This window comes from Streptomyces sp. NBC_00193 (assembly GCF_026342735.1).
Classification (GTDB): domain Bacteria; phylum Actinomycetota; class Actinomycetes; order Streptomycetales; family Streptomycetaceae; genus Streptomyces; species Streptomyces stoeckheimensis.
In genome coordinates, this window is sequence record NZ_JAPEMM010000001.1 from 2,168,182 (window position 1) to 2,186,191 (window position 18,010).

General features: G+C 72.6%; 21 protein-coding genes. 8 read left to right on the forward strand and 13 right to left on the reverse strand.

Annotation, left to right across the window (positions count from 1 at the left end; genetic code table 11):
- The first annotated feature begins 52 nt into the window (after nucleotides 1-52).
- The 4 genes from OG898_RS09340 (at nucleotide 53) to OG898_RS09355 (ending at nucleotide 2,426) form a co-directional block, all read left to right on the forward strand.
- Nucleotides 53-850 (forward strand): VOC family protein, encoded by a 798-nt coding sequence (locus OG898_RS09340; RefSeq protein ID WP_266960149.1) that lies wholly within the window; start codon nucleotides 53-55, stop codon nucleotides 848-850.
- A 117-nt stretch (nucleotides 851-967) separates the two neighbouring features.
- The gene (locus tag OG898_RS09345) at nucleotides 968-1,411 is read left to right on the forward strand and encodes a DUF3995 domain-containing protein (protein ID WP_250741014.1); all 444 of its coding nucleotides are present in this window, start codon (nucleotides 968-970) and stop codon (nucleotides 1,409-1,411) included.
- Nucleotides 1,412-1,521: 110 nt separating this feature from the next.
- A complete protein-coding gene (locus OG898_RS09350) occupies nucleotides 1,522-1,962 on the forward strand; it encodes an RNA polymerase sigma factor (RefSeq protein ID WP_266960151.1) in 441 nt (146 codons plus the stop codon).
- On the forward strand, nucleotides 1,959-2,426 hold the full coding sequence (locus OG898_RS09355) for an SRPBCC family protein (RefSeq protein WP_266956115.1): 468 nt from the start codon (nucleotides 1,959-1,961) through the stop codon (nucleotides 2,424-2,426). The genes OG898_RS09350 and OG898_RS09355 overlap by 4 nt, the downstream gene beginning before the upstream one ends.
- A gap of 17 nt (nucleotides 2,427-2,443) precedes the next feature.
- Here the strand turns inward: OG898_RS09355 and OG898_RS09360 are convergent, their stop codons facing one another.
- The gene (locus OG898_RS09360; RefSeq protein ID WP_323184827.1) at nucleotides 2,444-2,857 is read right to left on the reverse strand and encodes an ATP-binding protein; all 414 of its coding nucleotides are present in this window, start codon (nucleotides 2,855-2,857) and stop codon (nucleotides 2,444-2,446) included.
- An 89-nt stretch (nucleotides 2,858-2,946) separates the two neighbouring features.
- Between OG898_RS09360 and OG898_RS09365 the strand changes: the two genes are divergently transcribed.
- Entirely contained in the window at nucleotides 2,947-3,771 is an 825-nt protein-coding gene (locus tag OG898_RS09365) for a helix-turn-helix transcriptional regulator (protein WP_266956117.1), read from the forward strand.
- Nucleotides 3,768-4,013, forward strand: a complete 246-nt coding sequence (locus OG898_RS09370) for a DUF397 domain-containing protein (RefSeq protein WP_266956119.1) — start codon at nucleotides 3,768-3,770, stop codon at nucleotides 4,011-4,013. Before OG898_RS09365 ends, OG898_RS09370 begins: the two co-directional genes overlap by 4 nt.
- Here OG898_RS09370 and OG898_RS09375 read toward each other — a convergent pair.
- Entirely contained in the window at nucleotides 3,991-4,752 is a 762-nt protein-coding gene (locus tag OG898_RS09375; RefSeq protein WP_250741018.1) for a TetR/AcrR family transcriptional regulator, read from the reverse strand. The genes OG898_RS09370 and OG898_RS09375 overlap by 23 nt on opposite strands.
- A 101-nt stretch (nucleotides 4,753-4,853) precedes the next feature.
- On the opposite strand from OG898_RS09375, the gene OG898_RS09380 reads away from it, so the two are divergent.
- Both OG898_RS09380 and OG898_RS09385 read left to right on the forward strand, forming a co-directional pair.
- A complete protein-coding gene (locus OG898_RS09380; RefSeq protein ID WP_250741019.1) occupies nucleotides 4,854-5,837 on the forward strand; it encodes an ABC transporter ATP-binding protein in 984 nt (327 codons plus the stop codon).
- A gap of 53 nt (nucleotides 5,838-5,890) precedes the next feature.
- On the forward strand, nucleotides 5,891-6,634 hold the full coding sequence (locus OG898_RS09385; RefSeq protein ID WP_266960155.1) for an ABC transporter permease: 744 nt from the start codon (nucleotides 5,891-5,893) through the stop codon (nucleotides 6,632-6,634).
- Nucleotides 6,635-6,720: 86 nt separating this feature from the next.
- Here OG898_RS09385 and OG898_RS09390 read toward each other — a convergent pair whose 3' ends face one another.
- The 11 genes from OG898_RS09390 to OG898_RS09440 all read right to left on the reverse strand — a co-directional run bounded on the left by OG898_RS09390 (nucleotide 6,721) and on the right by OG898_RS09440 (nucleotide 17,979).
- Nucleotides 6,721-6,993, reverse strand: a complete 273-nt coding sequence (locus OG898_RS09390; protein WP_250741020.1) for a DUF1876 domain-containing protein — start codon at nucleotides 6,991-6,993, stop codon at nucleotides 6,721-6,723.
- Nucleotides 6,994-7,066: 73 nt separating this feature from the next.
- On the reverse strand, nucleotides 7,067-8,254 hold the full coding sequence (locus OG898_RS09395) for an acyltransferase (protein WP_266956122.1): 1,188 nt from the start codon (nucleotides 8,252-8,254) through the stop codon (nucleotides 7,067-7,069).
- A gap of 151 nt (nucleotides 8,255-8,405) precedes the next feature.
- Nucleotides 8,406-9,407: a porphobilinogen synthase gene (gene hemB, locus OG898_RS09400; protein WP_250741022.1), complete on the reverse strand. Its 1,002-nt coding sequence runs from the start codon at nucleotides 9,405-9,407 to the stop codon at nucleotides 8,406-8,408.
- Nucleotides 9,408-9,480: 73 nt separating this feature from the next.
- A complete protein-coding gene (locus OG898_RS09405) occupies nucleotides 9,481-10,197 on the reverse strand; it encodes a HEAT repeat domain-containing protein (protein ID WP_266956125.1) in 717 nt (238 codons plus the stop codon).
- Nucleotides 10,198-10,263: 66 nt separating this feature from the next.
- A complete protein-coding gene (locus OG898_RS09410) occupies nucleotides 10,264-10,857 on the reverse strand; it encodes an ankyrin repeat domain-containing protein (protein ID WP_266956127.1) in 594 nt (197 codons plus the stop codon).
- A gap of 25 nt (nucleotides 10,858-10,882) precedes the next feature.
- Nucleotides 10,883-12,136 carry a HEAT repeat domain-containing protein gene (locus tag OG898_RS09415; protein WP_266956129.1) on the reverse strand — a complete coding sequence of 418 codons (1,254 nt, stop codon included), beginning with the start codon at nucleotides 12,134-12,136 and terminating at the stop codon, nucleotides 10,883-10,885.
- A 74-nt stretch (nucleotides 12,137-12,210) separates the two neighbouring features.
- On the reverse strand, nucleotides 12,211-13,878 hold the full coding sequence (locus tag OG898_RS09420; RefSeq protein WP_250741026.1) for a bifunctional uroporphyrinogen-III C-methyltransferase/uroporphyrinogen-III synthase: 1,668 nt from the start codon (nucleotides 13,876-13,878) through the stop codon (nucleotides 12,211-12,213).
- On the reverse strand, nucleotides 13,875-14,843 hold the full coding sequence (gene hemC / locus OG898_RS09425; RefSeq protein ID WP_266956131.1) for a hydroxymethylbilane synthase: 969 nt from the start codon (nucleotides 14,841-14,843) through the stop codon (nucleotides 13,875-13,877). The genes OG898_RS09420 and hemC overlap by 4 nt, the downstream gene beginning before the upstream one ends.
- A complete protein-coding gene (locus OG898_RS09430) occupies nucleotides 14,840-16,612 on the reverse strand; it encodes a glutamyl-tRNA reductase (protein WP_250741028.1) in 1,773 nt (590 codons plus the stop codon). Before OG898_RS09430 ends, hemC begins: the two co-directional genes overlap by 4 nt.
- The gene (locus OG898_RS09435; protein ID WP_250741029.1) at nucleotides 16,609-17,427 is read right to left on the reverse strand and encodes a redox-sensing transcriptional repressor Rex; all 819 of its coding nucleotides are present in this window, start codon (nucleotides 17,425-17,427) and stop codon (nucleotides 16,609-16,611) included. The genes OG898_RS09430 and OG898_RS09435 overlap by 4 nt, the downstream gene beginning before the upstream one ends.
- Before the next feature lie 273 nt (nucleotides 17,428-17,700).
- A complete protein-coding gene (locus OG898_RS09440; RefSeq protein WP_250741030.1) occupies nucleotides 17,701-17,979 on the reverse strand; it encodes a glutaredoxin family protein in 279 nt (92 codons plus the stop codon).
- Nucleotides 17,980-18,010 lie beyond the last annotated feature (31 nt).

Sequence of the window (18,010 nt, forward strand, 5' to 3'; positions counted from 1 at the left end):
GGGACGGGCCGTCCATCCCCTACCCACCCCCACGGAGGGCCCCGTGCCCGACATGAACGGCCCCTACAAGGCCGGCACCCCCTGCTGGATCGACCTGATGGTTCCCGACCAGCAGGCCGCCCTCGACTTCTACTGCGACCTCTTCGGCTGGCAGGGCGAGATCGGCTCGCCCGAGACCGGCGGGTACTCCGTCTGCACCCTCAAGGGCAAGCCCGTCGCCGGGATCATGAAGGCGATGAACCCGGACGGCGCCGTCCCCGACCCGATGCCCCCGACCGTGTGGACCACGTACCTGGCCACGGACGCCATCGACGCCACCCTCAAGTCCGTCACCGACGCGGGCGGCACGGTCATGATGGGCCCGATGGACGTCATGGACCTCGGGCGGATGGCCGTCATCGCCGACCCGACCGGCGCCGTCGTCGGCCTGTGGCAGGCGGGCACCTTCGACGGAGCGGGCATCGTCAACGAGCACGGCGCGCTCATCTGGAACGAGCTGACCACCGGCGACGTCCCCGCCGCGGTCGCGTTCTACACCACCGTCCTGCCCGTCACCACCGCCGAGTCCTCGATGCCGGGCGCCGACGGGTACACCGAGTTCCAGGTCGGCGGCCGTGCGGTCGGCGGGATGATGAACATGGACAAGCTTCCGCCGGGCGTTCCGCCGCACTGGATGCCGTACTTCCACGTCGACGACGTGGATTCCGTCCAGGCGGCAGCCGTCCGCGCCGGGGGCACGGTCCTCGCTCCCGCCTTCGACATGGTGGCGGGCCGGATGGCCGTCCTCGCCGACCCGCAGGGCGGCGGCTTCTCGATCATCACGGCGACCGCTCCGGAGCAGCCCGCCTGACCGGGCCACCGCTGACGTCGTGATGTGACGGGGCCCACAGGGAACGTTTCCCCCGTGGGCCTCCTCCTCTGTGTGCCGGAACGTTTCCGGAGCGGTCCACCACCGAGGGGGCAGACGATGAAGGACTCGACACGCAGGCGCACCGGGCGGGCGCTCGCCGCACTGCTGGCCGCCGACGGGCTGGTCCACCTGTACTGGGCCACCGGCCTGACCTGGCCCGCCCCCGACGAGCGGACCCTGTCCCTGGCCGTGCTCGGCTCCGAGGTGTCCTTCGGCCCGCCCGTCGTCCTGCCGCTCGCCGCGCTCACCCTGACCGGCGCCGCCGCCGTGCTCGCGCACGCGGAGGGGCGGGGCGGCGGGCCCGTCCCGCGGGCCGCCCGCCTGGTGACGGCCGCCGTCGCCGCCGGGCTGGCCGTACGGGGCCTCGCGGGCCTGGGCTGGGCCGCCGGTCTCCTCGACAGCCCGGCGGACGGCCCCTTCCGCACCCTCAACCTCGCCCTGTACACCCCCGCCTGCCTCGGCTTCGGCTGGGCCGCGGCCCGGCTGGCCCGGGCCCGGTGAAGCCGGTGCACCCGCCGGCCGGCAGCCCCGCCGCGGGCCCCCTCACCTCCTCCGCCCGCGACCGCGGAGTCGCCCTCGCGCGCGCGGCCCGGGGCGGGGACACCCTCGCGCTGCACGACCTCCTCGACCACCTGACCCCGTACATCGCCCGGATCTGCCACCCGATCGCCCTCGCGGACGGCCCGGACGCCACGCAGGAGGCCCTGCTCGCGGTCTTCCGGTCCCTGCGCACGCTCCGCGACCCGGAGGCCCTGTACGGCTGGGTCCGGTCCATCGCCGTCCGCGAGGCCGTCCGCACCGCCCGGCGCGCGGGCCGCGACCGCCCCGTGGAACCGGCCGACGTACCCGGCCGGGACGATCCGGAGCTGGCCGCCGACATCGAGGACGTCCTGGCCCGCCTCTCACCCGCCCACCGGGCCGTCCTCGTGCTCCGCGACGTCGAAGGCCTCGACGAGGAGTCCGCCGCCGCCCTGCTCGGCGTCCCGCCGGGCACCGCCAAGTCCCGGCTGCACCGGGCCCGTACGAGCTTCCGGAAGGCGTGGTTCTCATGACGCACGAAGTGGATCCGGATCTGGATCCGGTCGCCCGGCTCCGCATCATGGCGGCCGGCGTCCCGGGAGCCCGGGTCGTCGAAGCGACCCTCCCCGCCCCCGTGGAGGCGGTCTGGGCGGTGATGTCGGACCTGGAGGGCGAGTTCGGCCGCTTCCAGCCGGACATGCGCAGCGTGCGCGTGCTCCGGGTCGCGGGGGACCGCGTGGAGGCCCTGGCCCGCAGCAAGTACGGCCTGCGGGCCCACTTCCACGGCGTCCTGCGCCCGGGCTGGTGCTGGCTCCAGAGCCGCTTCCTGATCATCGGCATGGCCGCCGCCCCCACCCCCGACGGCAGCACCCGAGTCGCCCTGACGGGCGGCGTACGCGTCCCCGGCCGCGCGGCGATCGTCCCGGTGGGCGCGGAGCGGGAGCTGCGCGTCGCGATGACCCGGCTGGCGGGGCGGGTCAGCGGCACCGGACCCTGAGCGGTCGCGCCGCCGAGTCAGAGGCGGCGGAACTCGCACCAGACGACCTTGCCCGGCGCCCGGGGCAGCACGCCCCAGGCGTCGGCAAGGGCGTCCACGAGCACGAGCCCCCGCCCCGGCGCCCGTTCCCCGATCCGCGACAGCCCGGGCCCGCTGTCGTGCACCTCGACGCGGACGGTCCCGTCGTACGTGAGCAGCCGCAGCAGGTACCCCCGCCCGCGCGGGACCCCGTACCGCAGGGCGTTGGTCGCCAGCTCGCTCACGCAGAGCAACACGTCGTCGTGGCGGGAGGCCCTGCCCCAGGCGTCCAAGGTGTCACGTGTGAAGTGTCGTGCAGCGCTGATGGTTTGGGGTGAGCGCAGGTAGAGGCGCTCCTGAACCAGGGCGGGTTGAGTATGCAGATTCACCTCCCGATCGTCGCGCGCAGTCACTAGCGTGGAACTCTGCTCCGACCCGTACTCCTTGGTGAGTACGGGTCGGAGCGGGGTAGTCCACGCACGTGGGTGGGGAGTTCGCTGTCATGCCACCGAAGAAGCGCGCACGGCCCAACGCGACCACCATGAAGATGGTGGGACAGATGGTGGCCGCCGCACGCGTAGCCAAGAACCTGACCCAGAAGCAGCTCGGAGAGCTGGTCAATCTGGACGCGGAGACCATCGCCTCCATCGAGCAGGGCCGCCGCGCGCTGATGCCGAATGTCGCGGAGCTGATGGACCTGCATCTGGGGCTGCCGGGGATTCTGGCCGTAGCGGCGCACGGGATGCCTTCCGTGGACGGTCCTCCGCCGTGGGCGGAGGAATACCTTCGGCTGGAGGACGGCGCGATCGCGCTCTCCTGGTTCGACAACCAGGTCGTACCGGGCCTGCTCCAGACGGAGAACTACGCCCGGGCGGTCATCACGTGCCGGGTGCCGGCCCACCCGGAAGCGGAGATCGAGTCACTGACCGCGCTACGCGTTGCCCGCAAGGCGATCCTGCGCCGCGAGACTCCTCCGACGCTCAGCTTCGTCATCTGGGAAGCCGTCCTGCGGGACCGCATCGGTGGTGACGAGGTGCACGCGGAGCAGCTGCGCCACCTGCGCGAGTGTGCCGATCTACCGCACCTGAGCCTTCAGGTGATGCCTCTTGGGCGCACCTCGCACGCTGGGCTCGACGGCCCGTTCATCCTGCTGGAGACCCCGGACCACCACCACCTCGGCTACACGGAAACCCAGCGCGGGAGCCAGCTCATCTCGGCCCTGGATGAGCTCAGTATCCTGGCGCGCAAGTATGCAATGCTGCGCACTCAGGCCCTCAACACCGAGCAGACGCGGGGCCTGTTGGATCGCCTGCTAGGAGAGCCATGAGCCCCACGACCGCCCTGAAGTGGTTCAAGTCCAGCTACAGCGGCAGCGAGGGGGGCGCCTGCCTGGAAGTCGCCATCGCCTGGCAGAAGTCCACGTACAGCGACGGCGAATACGCCGCCTGCGTGGAGGTCGCCAACTGCGCGACTCAGGTCCACGTCCGCGACAGCAAGGTCCCGCACGGCCCCGTGCTGGACCTGACCCCCGCCGCCTGGGCCACCCTCACGGAGTGGACCGCTCGCTGATCAGCGCGGCCAGGCCGTCCAGGATGCGGTCCAGGCCGAAGCGGAACTGGAAGTCCGGCTCGTCCGCGCCCGAGAACGCGTCGGACTCCAGCAGGCGCGTCACCGCCGGGTGGGTGTCCGGGCCGGTCATCAGCCGCAGGGTGCGTACGTAGCGGCCCAGTACCTGGTCCGGTGCGACGCCTGACTTCACGATGGCGTCCATCATGTCCGCGACCATCGTCGCCTCGTTCCGCACGAGGCCGCCGATGAGGATGATCGCCGAGACCTTCTCGCCCTCCCTCAGGGCGGTGCCGGCCATCGCCGCGAGCCCGCGTTCCATCCAGGCGAGCTGGTTCGGGCTGACCGGTGCGCCGGTGAGCGGGATGCGCACGATCCAGGAGTTCGCCATCAGGACGGCCCGCTGCGCGTACGCCCACTGCGACAGCAGCTCCCGCCAGTCCGAAGCACCGGAGGGAGCGGGCGGGGTGCCGACACCCGCGTCGGCCATCAGGATGTAGAGCTCTTCCTTCGCCGTGACGTACCGGTAGAGGGACATCGTCGAGACGCCCAGCTCCTTGGCGACCCGGCCCATGGAGACGGCGTCCATGCCCTCCGCAGCGGCCAGCGCCACCGCCGCGTCGACGATCCGCTGCAGGGTGAGGGTGGGGCGCGGGCCCTTGCCGGGGCGTTCGCGCAGGCCCCAGGCCATCGCCAGGCTCGCCGGGAGCCCGGTGCCGTCGTCTTCCGCTTCGTTCGCCATCGCCACCCCGCTCCCTTCGGTCGTTGACGCACATCCTAGTTCTGTGTATTACTTACGCAATGGCGCGTAACCCATACGCAGAACCCAGAACGGAGTCCGGCATGGACGACTTCGGCATCCACGCCACTGCCCTGACCAAGTCCTACGGCGCCCTGCGCGTCCTCGACGGCATCGGCCTCGCCGTCCCGCGCGGCAGCGTCCTCGCCCTCCTCGGCCCCAACGGCGCCGGGAAGACCACCACCGTCCGGATCCTCGCCACCCTCACCGAGCCCGACTCCGGCACCGCCCGGGTCGCGGGCCACGACACCGCGTCCGAGCGGACCCTCGTACGCCGTTCCATCAGCCTCACCGGGCAGTTCGCCGCGGTCGACGACCTCCAGACCGGCGCCGAGATGCTCCGCATGGTGGGCCGGCTCCGCGGACTGCGGCCGCGCGCGGCCCGGGCGCGGGCCGACGAGCTGCTGGAACGCTTCGGACTCGCCGAAGCCGCCGGACGCACGGCGAAGAGCTACTCGGGCGGCATGCGCCGCCGCCTCGACCTCGCCGCGAGCCTGGTCGCCCGGCCCGAGGTGATCTTCCTGGACGAGCCGACCGCCGGGCTCGACCCGCGCAGCCGCCAGGAGCTGTGGGAGCTCGTACGGGAACTGCGCGCCGACGGCACGAGCGTGCTGCTCACCACCCAGTACCTCGAGGAGGCCGACCGGCTCGCCGACCGCGTGGCCGTCCTGTCCGGCGGACGGATCGCCGCCGAAGGCACCCCCGCGGAGCTCAAGTCCCGCGTGGCGGGCCACCGCCTCGACCTGACCCTCGCCAGCCGGGCCGCCTACGACGCCCTGGCCCCGCGGGCGGCTCTGCTCGCGGCGGGCGAAGGCGCCGCTCCGGCGCAGGGGCCCGCCGGGTCCGCGCAGGACCTCACCCTGACCCCGGAGGAGCTCGGCCTCAGCCTGCCCACCGACGGCAGCGCCGCCCACGTCCGGTCCCTGCTCGACGCGCTCGACCCCGACCACACGGCCGTGGACCGCTTCTCGGTCCGCGGCGCCACCCTCGACGACGTGTTCCTCACCCTGACGGGAGCCGCTCCGTGACCACTTCAGCAGCCACTCCGGTGACCACCTCCGTGTCGGCCCGCCCCGGCGCCATCGTGGCGGCCCGCACCCTGGCCGGGCGCAGCCTGCGCATCAGCAGCCGCCAACCGGACGCCCTGATCACGGCGTTGATGCTGCCGGTCATGCTGATGCTGATCTTCGTGTACTTCTTCGGCGGAGCCATCGACACCGGGACGGCCTACGTGACCTACGTGGTCCCGGGAGCGATGCTGCTCTGCGCCGGCTTCGGCGCGGCGAACACCGCCGTCGGCGTCGCCACCGACATGAAGGAGGGCGTGATCGACCGCTTCCGGTCCCTGGACATCGGCGGCGTCCCGATCCTGGCCGGGCACGTGGCGGCCTCGGTCCTGCGCAACCTCGTGTCCACGGGCCTGGTCCTGGCCGTCGCCCTCGCCATCGGCTTCCGTCCCCGGGCCTCGCTGCCCGGCTTCCTGGCCGCGGCCGCGCTGCTGATCGCGTACATCACCGCGATCTCGTGGCTGGCCGCGACGCTCGGGCTGCTGGCCAGGACACCGGAGGCGGCGGGCGGCTTCACCTTCCTGATGATGTTCCTGCCGTACCCGTCCAGTGCCTTCGTCCCCATCGACACCATGCCCGGCTGGCTCCACGGCTTCGCCGACCACCAGCCGCTGACCCCGGTGATCGAGTCCCTCCGGGCCCTGCTCCTCGCCCAGCCGGCGGGCGACGCCCCCTGGGTGGCCCTGGCGTGGTGCGCGGCCATCGGCGTGGTGTCCGTGGCCCTGGCGGCCGTCCTCTTCGAACGGCGGACGCGGTAGACGACACCACTGAGGCCCGCCCCGGAATACGGGCGGGCCACAGCGGACGGGGGCTCCGTGCGTCAGCGCATCAATGCATCAATGCATCAATGCGTCAGCGGGTAAGAGTGTCTGCCCGTCGCCGCGTCGATCTCCGTGTGCGCCTTCTGCAGCATCTGGGACGCGATGTCCATCAGCGCCCGCGCACCGGCGATCTCTTCGCCGACCCTCAACTGCTCCGGGTCGGAGGGGTGACGCATGGCGTAGCCGTGCGCCCGTATCTCGGAGCCGTCCCCGAGTCTGACCAGGGCCGCCGCACTGGTTCGGTGGCCCTCCTCGGTGAATTCGAGCTCCACATGCCACCCGACGAGCGTGGTCATGGCGCATCACCTCCGGGGTTCTGTTGCACCCTGACTCCAGGGTGCACCTGCGCGGGAGGCGATGCGAATCGGCTCAGCCGGCGGTCTTCGTACGGCGCGAGCGGCCGAGGCGGCGGACGAGCGGGGTCTCGACCCAGGCGAAGAGCCCCCAGGACATCAGGAGCGTGACCGCTCCGACGCCCGCCAGGAGGGCGAGGGTGACCGGGAGCGAGTACATCTGCTCCTCGCCCAGCGCCCAGCGCAGCGAACACATGGTGATGTAGTGCAGCAGGTAGAAGGCGAAGGAGATCTCGCCCAGCCAGACCATCGCCCGGTGGCGGAACACACTGGGCCGGCCCTCGACGTCCGCGCTCGCGGCGGCCGCGATGAGCAGCACGATCGGCACGATCAGCACGGCGCGCTGGCCGTAGAGGTAGGGCACGTGGAAGGTCAGCCAGTAGCCGGCGGCCAGCAGCAGGCTCGACCGGACCATGCCGATGTTGCGCCAGCGCCCGTGCTTCACGGCGAGCGCCACCAGGATGCCGAGGGCGAAGTCGGCCATGCGGACCGGGGGCAGCACGTAGCTGAACCAGTACTGGGAGACCGAGCTGTCGTGGCCGCTGGGGATGCGGTCACCGCTCGGGAACAGGGCGTACGCGAGCGCGGGGGTGGCCACGACGGCGGCGATCGTGCCGCTGATCCAGTACTTCAGTCGATCCGGGTCGATCCGCTTGAAGGCCGCGAGCAGGGCGGGGAAGCACAGGTAGAAGACCGCTTCCACGGCGAGGGACCAACTCGGCGCGTTCACGCTGAAGTTGGTCATGTACTCGGGCCACCAGACCTGCACCATGAACAGGTTGGCCACCGCGACGCCGGCGGAGGTGTAGTACAGCGCGAACAGGGACAGCGCGAGCGCCCAGGTGACCACGTAGTTCGGGTAGATCTTGGCGAACCGGCGCCGCCAGAACCCGGTGGTGGTGTCCCGGTCCCGGGCCGACCAGGTCAGGACGAACCCGCTGAGGACGAAGAAGAAGGTCACGCCGAGCCCGCCGGCCTGGGTGAACCAGCCCGCCAGCCGGTACTCGGTGGCGTCGTCCGCCAGCAGCCGCAGCGGCGGTATGGGAAGGAAGGCGTGATGCGCGAAGACCAACAGCGCGGCGGGGAAGCGCAGCCCGGTGAGCGAGTCGAGCCGGGTCGTACGGGGCGGCGGTGCATCGGTACGGGGCGGCGCCGTTCTGGAGCGGGTCGGCGCAGAACCGGTCGAGATCTGGTCAGTGGCCATGGGCTTCCTTCGGGGATGTGGTCCTGCGTCCTGCGGTGCGGCCCTGATGCGTCAGGTGGAGCGCCTTTGTACCGGCGCCCGCTCGCGGCCCGCTCAACACGCGAAGGGACCCGGGCATCCCCGCCCGGGCCCCTTCGCAGCCTTCCCCGACCTACCGCTCAGCGCGCAGCCACTGCGCGACCTCCGTCGCCCAGTACGTCAGGATCGTGTCCGCGCCCGCCCGCTTGATGCCGAGCAGGGTCTCCAGGATCGCCCGGTCGCGCTCGATCCAGCCCTTCTCCGCCGCCGCCTCGATCATCGCGAACTCGCCGCTGATCTGGTACGCCGCCACCGGGACGTCCACCGCCTGCGCGACCCGGTAGAGGATGTCCAGGTAGGGCCCGGCCGGCTTGACCATCACCATGTCGGCGCCCTCCTCCAGGTCGAGGGCGAGCTCGCGCAGCGACTCCCGGGCGTTCGCCGGGTCCTGCTGGTAGCTCTTGCGGTCGCCCTGGAGCGAGGACGCGACGGCCTCGCGGAAGGGACCGTAGAAGGCGGAGGAGTACTTGGCCGTGTACGCGAGGATCGAGACGTCCTCGTGGCCCGTCTCGTCCAGCGCGTCGCGGATGACGCCGACCTGGCCGTCCATCATCCCGCTCGGACCCACCACGTGGACGCCCGCGTCGGCCTGCACCTGCGCCATCTCGGCGTAGCGCTCCAGCGTCGCGTCGTTGTCCACGCGGCCGTTCTCGTCCAGGACCCCGCAGTGCCCGTGGTCGGTGTACTCGTCCAGGCACAGGTCGGACATGATCACCAGATCGTCGCCCACCTCCGCCTTCACGTCGCGGATCGCGACCTGGAGGATCCCGTCCGGCTCCGTGCCCGCCGTGCCCCGCGCGTCCTTGTTCTCGTCGGCCGGTACGCCGAAGAGCATGATCCCGGAGACCCCGGCCTCGACGGCCTCCACGGCGGCCTTCCGCAGCGTGTCCCGGGTGTGCTGGACCACGCCCGGCATCGCCGAGATGGCGAGCGGCTCGCTGATGCCCTCCCGGACGAACGCCGGGAGGATCAGGTCCGAGGGGTGCAGCCGGTACTCCGCGACCATCCGCCGCATCGCCGGGGTGGTGCGCAGCCGGCGGGGCCGCGAGCCGGGGAAGGATCCGTACGTGCTCATCTTCTAGTCGCCTCTTCGAGCTTCGACAGCAGTCGGGACAAGCCTAGAGCCCGGCCCGCCCCGGCCCGCCCCGTCAGCCCGGAGGCTGCGCCCCGTCGCCCTGTGCCGCCACCACCCCACCGTCCGGAGCCGTCGGCCCGGCGGGGCGGTTGCGCTTCTCCCAGTCCCAGAGGCCGTTGTTGCCCCGGTGGTCGGACGGGTGGAAGGGTCCGAGTTCCTCGGCCTTCGCGTACGCCCACGGGGTGTCCGGGTGATCCCGCAGGGCCAGTCCGTACGCGCCGAGCATCCTGGTCAGCGTGTCGTCCGCGTCCAGGAGGGACAGCAGCAGGTCCGTGGCATCGGCCGTGCGGTCGCCGGACTCCCCCAGGCGCTCCGCCGCCGCCAGCCGCAGCGGGCTCCCCGGGTCCCGGACCAGGTCGCGGATCACGCCGTACATGGCGTCCACGTCCTGCTGCGCCCCCAGCAGGCTCAGGGCGGCCTCGTACCGCACGGCGTCGTCGGGGTCGCCCGCCAGCAGCCGCAGGGCCTCGTACTCCGCGGCCATGGACGGCCCGTCGGAGCGGCCCAGGCAGTCCACCGCCCGCACGCGCACCCCGGGATCCGGGTGGCCGGCGTACCTCAGGCCGATCGACCCCAGCCTCGGATGCCCCACGTCCTGCTCGGTGAGGGCCCACAGCACCACCGCGAGGACCTCGGGGTCCGGCTCCACGTCCGCCCAGGCGGCGAGGAGCTCCCGGTCCTCCTCCGCATACGGGTACGCGTCGGCCCGGAGGCCCCACTGCCGGCTCAACAGCCAGTCGGCGGCGAAGCGGCGATGGAGGGGGGACGGGTGGTGCCGCTGCGCGGGCGAGGTCCCCTACCCGCCCTTCGCCCGTTCCCCGGGGCTCCGCCCCGGACCCCGCGCCTCAAACGCCGGCGAGGCTGGATATGCCCAGCCCCCGGCGTGCACGTGCAGGCCGACGCCGGCAGAATCCAGCCGGGCCGCACCATCCGTCCCAGCCGTCACCAAATCCAGCCCCGCCGGCGCCTGAGGCGGGGGGGGGTCCGGGGCGAAGCCCCGGGGAACGGGCGAAGGGTGGGTAGGGGACTCCGCCCCACGCAGCGGCACGCACCACCGCCGGGCCGCGTCCAGCAGCCGTGCCCGCTCCGCCTCCGGCAGGCGCTCCCCCGGCTCGGGCAGGTCCCGGGACCACAGCAGCGCGCTCACCACCGCCGGGGAGCCGCCCTCGACGGCCCGCAGCAGCGGGGTCGTACCGTCGGGCAGCACCCGGTCCGGGTCCGCGCCGGCCTCCACCAGGACATCGGCGGCCTCATGCGCGAACGCCGCCACCGCCGCGCACAGCGGCGGCAGTCCGTCGCCGTCCGGGGCATTCGGATCCGCGCCGCCCTCCAGCAGCGTCCGTACCGCCTCCGTATCGCCCGCCCGTACCGCTTCCCCCAGTGCCGTCATGCCCCGAACATGCCACAGGTGTGCGCTACACGGGGTCGGGTCGGTTCCGCCACCGCCACTCCAGCAGCCCGCCCGGCCGCTGGTCGTGCTGGTACTCGGGGCCCAGCGGGCCGACCCGCGCATAGGCTTCCGGGGTGCGCGGGTCGTTGCGTACCGCCAGACCGTGGGCCGCGCTCAGCCGGACGTCCGGATCCCCCGAGTCCAGGCACTGCACCAGCAGTTCGGCGACCTCCGGCACACCGCGGGCGACGTACCCGAGTGCGTACGCCGTCCGGCGCACGACCTCCGGGTCCGGGTCCCGCAGCAGGCCCGGCAGGAGCTCCAGCTCGTCCTCCCCCGGTTCCTCGCCGACCAGCGCCCCGGCGGCCGAGGCCCGCACCGCGCCGTCCTCGTCGCGGCACAGGTCCCGCAGCGCCTTCCGCACGTCCGGGGGCCTGGGGGAGACGAAGAGATCCGGCACCCAGCGCCGCACCCCCGGGTCCGGATGCCCGGCACGCCGCAGGCCGATGGCCTGCCGGGTGGGAACGTCCGTCTCGCCCAGGGCGTCCAGTACCCGGCCCAGTACGTCGGCGTCGGTCTCCTCGGCTTCCCACTCGGCGAGGATCCGATGGCACTCCTTCTCGTACCAGCCCGCGTGCGCGGTATCGCTCAACGACCACAGCCGGTACCGGACCACGTCGACCACGAAGGCCCGCCGCCGCGGATCCGGATCGTGCCGGAAGGCCACCGCCTCGGCCCAGGTCTGCGCGCTGACGCGGCTGTTCAGGACGTGGAGCGAGGTGCTCTGGTCCACATGGTCCCTCCTCGGGGACCGGACCCCGCGGGCCACCAGCTCCGCCACCGGGGCCAGGATGCGGAACTCCCACTCCAGCTGGGTCAGCACCGCGCCGTGCCCGGCCCGTACGCTCCGCCCGCCGAGGGTGATCTCCGGGACGCTGTCGTACTCCGAGTCCGTCACCCACACGGTGTCCGCCGGGCCCGCCGACCCCGTCAGCCGCCGCAGCCGCTCCGCCGCGCCCTCCTCGTACCACTCGCGGGCCGCGTCCAGCAGCCGGCTCCGCTCCGCTTCCGGCAGCCGCAGGCGGGCGTCGTCGCCGAGCAGCACCGCCACCACCGCCGGGGAGCCGCCCTCGACGGCCCGCAGCAGCGGGGTCGTACCGTCGGGCAGCACCCGGTCCGGGTCGGCCCCGGCCTCCACCAGCGCCTCGGCGGCCCCGTGGTCGTAGGCCGCCACGGCCGCGCACAGCGCCGCCACCGCCTCATCTGGATCCGTCGTCACGGGCCCGAACATGCCACAGGGCCCGGGTGCACATCGCACCCGGGCCCTGCCACGTAACACCGCTAAGCCGGCCATCAGGTCGTACGACGCCTGCGCGCCCCCGGCCGCCGCTCGCTCGGCCGGTACACGCTCTCCCCGGCCTCCTTCGCGGCCTCGCGGCGCGCGGCCCCGTACTCCGCCAGGGCCTCCGCCAGCTTGCCCACGCTCGGCTCCGGCGACAGCACGTCGACCCGGAGCCCGTGCTCCTCGGCGGTCTTGGCCGTGGCCGGGCCGATGCACGCGATGACGGTGACGTTGTGCGGCTTGCCGGCGATGCCGACGAGGTTGCGCACGGTGCTCGACGAGGTGAAGAGAACGGCGTCGAAGCCGCCGCCCTTGATCGCCTCGCGCGTGTCCTGCGGCGGCGGCGAGGCCCGCACGGTCCGGTAGGCCGTGACGTCGTCGACCTCCCACCCGAGCTCGATCAGCCCGGCGACCAGGGTCTCGGTGGCGATGTCGGCGCGCGGCAGGAAGACGCGGTCGATCGGGTCGAAGACCGGGTCGTACGGCGGCCAGTCCTCCAGCAGACCGGCGGCGGACTGCTCGCCGCTGGGCACGAGGTCGGGCTTGACGCCGAACTCCACCAGGGCGGCGGCGGTCTGCTCGCCGACGGCGGCGACCTTGATGCCGGCGAAGGCACGGGCGTCGAGCCCGTACTCCTCGAACTTCTCGCGCACGGCCTTGACCGCGTTGACGGAGGTGAAGGCGATCCACTCGTAGCGGCCCGTCACGAGCCCCTTGACCGCCCGCTCCATCTGCTGCGGGGTGCGCGGCGGCTCCACGGCGATGGTCGGCACCTCGTGGGGCACCGCGCCGTACGAACGCAGCTGGTCGGAGAGCGAGGCGGCCTGCTCCTTGGTGCGCGGCACGAGCACGCGCCAGCCGAACAGCGGCTTCGACTCGAACCAGGACAGTTCCTCGCGGCGCGCGACGGCGCCGTGCTCCCCGACCACGGCTATGACGGAGCGCGCGCCCTCGGGCGAGGGGAGGATCTTGCCCTGCTTGAACACCTGCGCGATGGTCCCGAGGGTCGCGCTCCACGTCCGCTGGCGGGTCGTCGTACCGGCCACGGTGACGGTGAGCGGGGTGTCGGGCTTGCGCCCGGCGCCGATCAGCTCGGCCGCCGCCGCCGAAACGGTCTCCAGCGTCGCGGAGACGACGAGGATGCCGTCGCTGGCGCCCACCTCGCTCCAGCAGCGCGCGGAGGCGGTCCGCGCGTTCACGAACCTCACGTCCGCACCCTGCTTGCCGGCCAGCGGAACACCGGCGTACGCGGGCACGCCGACGGCGGTCGCGACGCCGGGGACGACCTCGAAGGGGATGCCGCCGGTGGCGCAGGCGAGCATCTCCTCGGCCGCGTTCCCGTCGAGCCCGGGGTCGCCGGTGACGGCACGGACGACCCGCCTGCCGGAGCGTGCGGCCTCCATGACAAGATTGGCGGCATCTCGGATGACCGGGACTCCGGCGGCTGCTGACTTCTCGTCAGCAATCGTCAGCTGTGGCGTGTCCACCCCCGCGCGCGCATGCGTACGTACGACCTCGAGCACCTCGGGCTCCGCGATCAGTACGTCCGCGGCGGCCAGGGCCTCCACGGCGCGAAGCGTCAGCAGTCCCGGGTCGCCCGGGCCGGCACCGAGGAAGGTGACGTGCCCCTGGACGGCGACGGACGGAAACGCGGAGGTGGTTGGGCTTGTGGGGTTCAAAGCGACCGCTCCCCCATCAGACCGGCCGCGCCCTTGGCCAGCATCTCGTCCGCGAGTTCGCGGCCGAGCGCCATGGCCTCGTCGTACGACTGGGGCACGGGACCGGTGGTGGACAGCTGCACCAGCGTGGAACCGTCGAGGGTTCCCACGACTCCCCGCAGGCGCATCTCATTGACAGTCTGCCCGTCGGCCAACAGGTCGGCGAGCGCGCCCACGGGGGCGCTGCAGCCGGCCTCCAGGGCGCCGAGCAGGGCGCGTTCGGCGGTCACGGCGGCCCGGGTGTACGGGTCGTCGAGCTCTGCGAGCGCGGAAATCAGGTCCGTGTCGGACGCGAGGCACTCCACGGCCAGGGCTCCCTGGCCGGGCGCGGGCAGCATGTTGTCCACGGAGATCAGGTCGGTGGCCTCGTCGCCGCGGCCGATCCGGTTGAGCCCGGCGGCGGCGAGCACGACGGCGTCGAGCTCGCCATTGCGCACGAACCCGATCCGGGTGTCGACGTTGCCGCGAATGGCGACGGTCTCGATGACCTTGCCCAGCGACTTGGCGTACGCGTGCAGCTGCGACCTGCGCCGCGGCGAGCCGGTGCCGATGCGCGCACCGTCGGGCAGCTGCTCGAAGGTCAGGCCGTCGCGGGCGACGAGCGCGTCGCGCGGGTCCTCGCGCTGCGGCATGGCCGCGATGACGAGGTCGTCGGGCTGCGTGGTGGGCAGGTCCTTCAGCGAGTGCACGGCGAAGTCGACTTCGCCGCGCACGAGGGCCTCGCGCAGGGCGGTGACGAAGACGCCGGTGCCGCCGATCTGCGAAAGGCTCTCGCGGGACACGTCACCGTAGGTCGTGATCTCCACGAGCTCGACGGGCCGGCCGGTGATCGCCCGTACCGCCTCGGCGACATGCCCGGACTGGGACATGGCCAGCTTGCTGCGCCGCGTGCCGAGCCTCAGCGGCTGGTCGAGACGTGGATTCATGATGCCCGTCCTGAGTCGTGGTTCTTGTCAGCCTCGTCGGCCCGGCTGACGGAGGCCACCGTCTGCGGGTCGAGATCGAAGAGTTCGCGCAGCGCCTCGGCGTACCCGGCGCCGCCGGGCTCGCTCGCGAGCTGCTTGACGCGCACGGTCGGCGCGTGGAGGAGCTTGTCGACGACGCGTCGCACGGTCTGAGTCACTTCAGCCCGCTGCCGCTCGTCGAGATCGGGTACCCGTCCGTCGAGCCGTGCCACTTCCATGGCGACGACCTCCGCGGCCATGGCGCGCAGGGCGACCACGGTGGGCGTGATGTGCGCGGCCCGCTGGGCGGCCCCGAAGGCGGCCACCTCCGCGGCCACTATCGCGCGTACGGCGTCGACGTCGGCGGCCATGGGCGCATCGGCGCTCGCCTCGGCCAGCGACTCGATGTCCACGAGCCGCACGCCCGGAATCCGGTGCACGGCGGCGTCGATGTCACGGGGCATGGCCAGGTCGAGCAGCGCGAGCCGTACGGGCTGCGCGTCCACCTGGTTCCGTACGCCCTTGCGCGGCTGCTGCCGCTGCGCGGCGGCCTCGCCCTGGTCGGCCCAGGTCCCGTGCAGCTCCAGCGACCCGGCGTCCACCCCGGCGAGCGCGGCCCGCCCATCGGCGGTCCGCCCCGGATCGGAAGCCAGCGCGTCGAGCCCCACGGGACACCCGTCCCGCTCCTCGACGACGACCTTGCTCCGCACGGCCCCGGCATCGGCGATCCGCCGGCCCCCGGCCGCCAGCACGGCCAGCCGCGCAACGAGCTCGGCGTCCATGTCCAGCCCCGCCGGCGTTTGAGGCGCGGGGGTCCGGGGGCCGGCCCCCGGCAACGGCGCCGCACCCGCATCGGGTCCGGGGCGAAGCTCCGGGGAACGGTGGAAGGGCGGGTAGGGGACAGCCCCCGCAGGGCCCGCCTCCACGGCCGCGGCCACGTCATCCCCGGTCAGCACCAAGCCAGTGGCACCCGTACAGGACACGACGACATCGACCCGGGCCAGCTCATCGGCGACACCGGACATCGCAATGGCCGAAGCCGCAACCCCGGTGCCCGAGGCAACCAGAATCTCGGCCAACCGCTCCGCCCGGTCGGCGGTCCGGTTCGCCACGACGACCTCGGCAACCCCGACCCGGGCAAGCGTCGCCGCAGCCAGCGAGGACATCGACCCGGCCCCGATGACGAGCGCCCGCTTCCCCGCGGCCCACTCCTCCACGGGCACGTGCACCGCGAGCTGCTCCAGCCCGAAGGTCACCAGCGACTGCCCCGCCCGGTCGATCCCGGTCTCGGAGTGCGCCCGCTTGCCGACGCGCAGCGCCTGCTGGAACAGATCGTTGATCAGCCGCCCGGCCGTGTGGAGCTCCTGCCCCAGCGCCAGCGCGTCCTTGATCTGCCCGAGGATCTGCCCCTCGCCGACCACCATCGAGTCCAGCCCGCACGCCACCGAGAAGAGGTGGTGGACGGCCCGGTCCTCGTAGTGCACGTACAGATAAGGAGTGAGCTCCTCCAGCGCGACCCCGCTGTGCTGCGCCAACAGCGTCGACAGCTCGGCGACACCGGCGTGGAACTTGTCCACGTCCGCGTACAGCTCGATCCGGTTGCAGGTGGCGAGCACCGCAGCCTCCGCCGCCGGTTCCGCGGCGAGCGTGTCGTGCAGCAGCTTGACCTTGGCATCGGCGGCCAGCGAAGCGCGCTCCAGCACGCTCACGGGCGCACTGCGATGGCTCAGCCCTACGACGAGCAGACTCATGCCGGCATCACCGCCGGAACGTCCCCGTCGGGTCCGCCCTTCCGCGCGACGGCGGTGGCCCGGCCGGCGGGCGGCACGACGGCGGCGGCGGGAGCCGCACCGGTGCCGGTGCCCGCGGCGGGGCCTCCGGCGGCAGCGACGGCCGCCGCTTCCTCACCGGCCTTGCGCTGCTCGTGGAAGGCCAGGATCTGCAGCTCGATGGACAGGTCGACCTTGCGCACGTCCACGCCCTCGGGCACGGACAGCACGGTCGGCGCGAAGTTCAGGATGGAGGTGACTCCCGCGGCGATGAGCCGCTCGCTGACCTGCTGGGCGGCGCCCGCCGGGGTCGCGATGACCCCGATCGAGACGCCGTTCTCCTCGATGATCTTCTCCAGCTCATCGGTGTGCTGCACGGGCATCCCGGCCACCGGCTTGCCGGCCATGGCCGGATCGGCGTCGATGAGCGCGGCGACGCGGAAACCGCGCGACGCGAAACCGCCGTAGTTGGCCAGGGCGGCGCCGAGGTTACCGATGCCGACGATGACGACCGGCCAGTCCTGGGTCAGCCCGAGCTCGCGGGAGATCTGGTAGACGAGGTACTCCACGTCGTACCCGACGCCGCGGGTCCCGTAGGAGCCGAGGTAGGAGAAGTCCTTGCGGAGCTTCGCGGAGTTGACTCCGGCGGCCGCGGCCAGCTCCTCGGAGGACACCGTGGGCACCGATCGCTCGGAGAGCGCGGTGAGGGCGCGCAAGTACAGCGGAAGCCGGGCGACAGTGGCCTCGGGAATACCTCGGCTGCGGGTCGCCGGTCGGTGAGTTCGGCCAGTTGCCACGATGCTCCTGCGGGATGAGCGGGGCTGCAGGTGGCCACTTGTCCCAGGACCACCCCGTCGAATGCAGGCTATGTCTTTGTGAACGCGTGCACAAAGATTGTGTCCGCTTTGTCCGAGCAAAGTGACCGGGGTCACGCGCCTTGGGCGTATGGACCGGGAACCGGCGACACGCCGAACCCGTTCAATTCCCGAAGGGGGCAAAACGGTACACACTCCTCACCAATACGCCCCCGAGACCCCATAAATCGCCCACGATGGTAACCGCCCGACGGCTCAAGCCTGCAATGCCCGTCGGAGCCGGTCAGGGTTCACCCTCCAGAAGGTGTGCTGCTCGCCGTCCACCAGCACGACCGGAATCTGCTCCCAGTGCAGGCGGTACAGCTCCTCGTCCTGCGAAATGTCCTTCTTCTCCCACTGTGCGCCCGTCTCGGCGCAGACCTTCTCGACCACTTCCTGGGCGTCATCACAGAGGTGGCACCCCGGCTTCCCGATGAGCGTGACCAACCGCTCCTCCGGACGCTTCTTTTCGGCACGGCGCAGCAAAGGACTCATGCACCCATTCTCCCGCGCCCGGCAGCGAGAG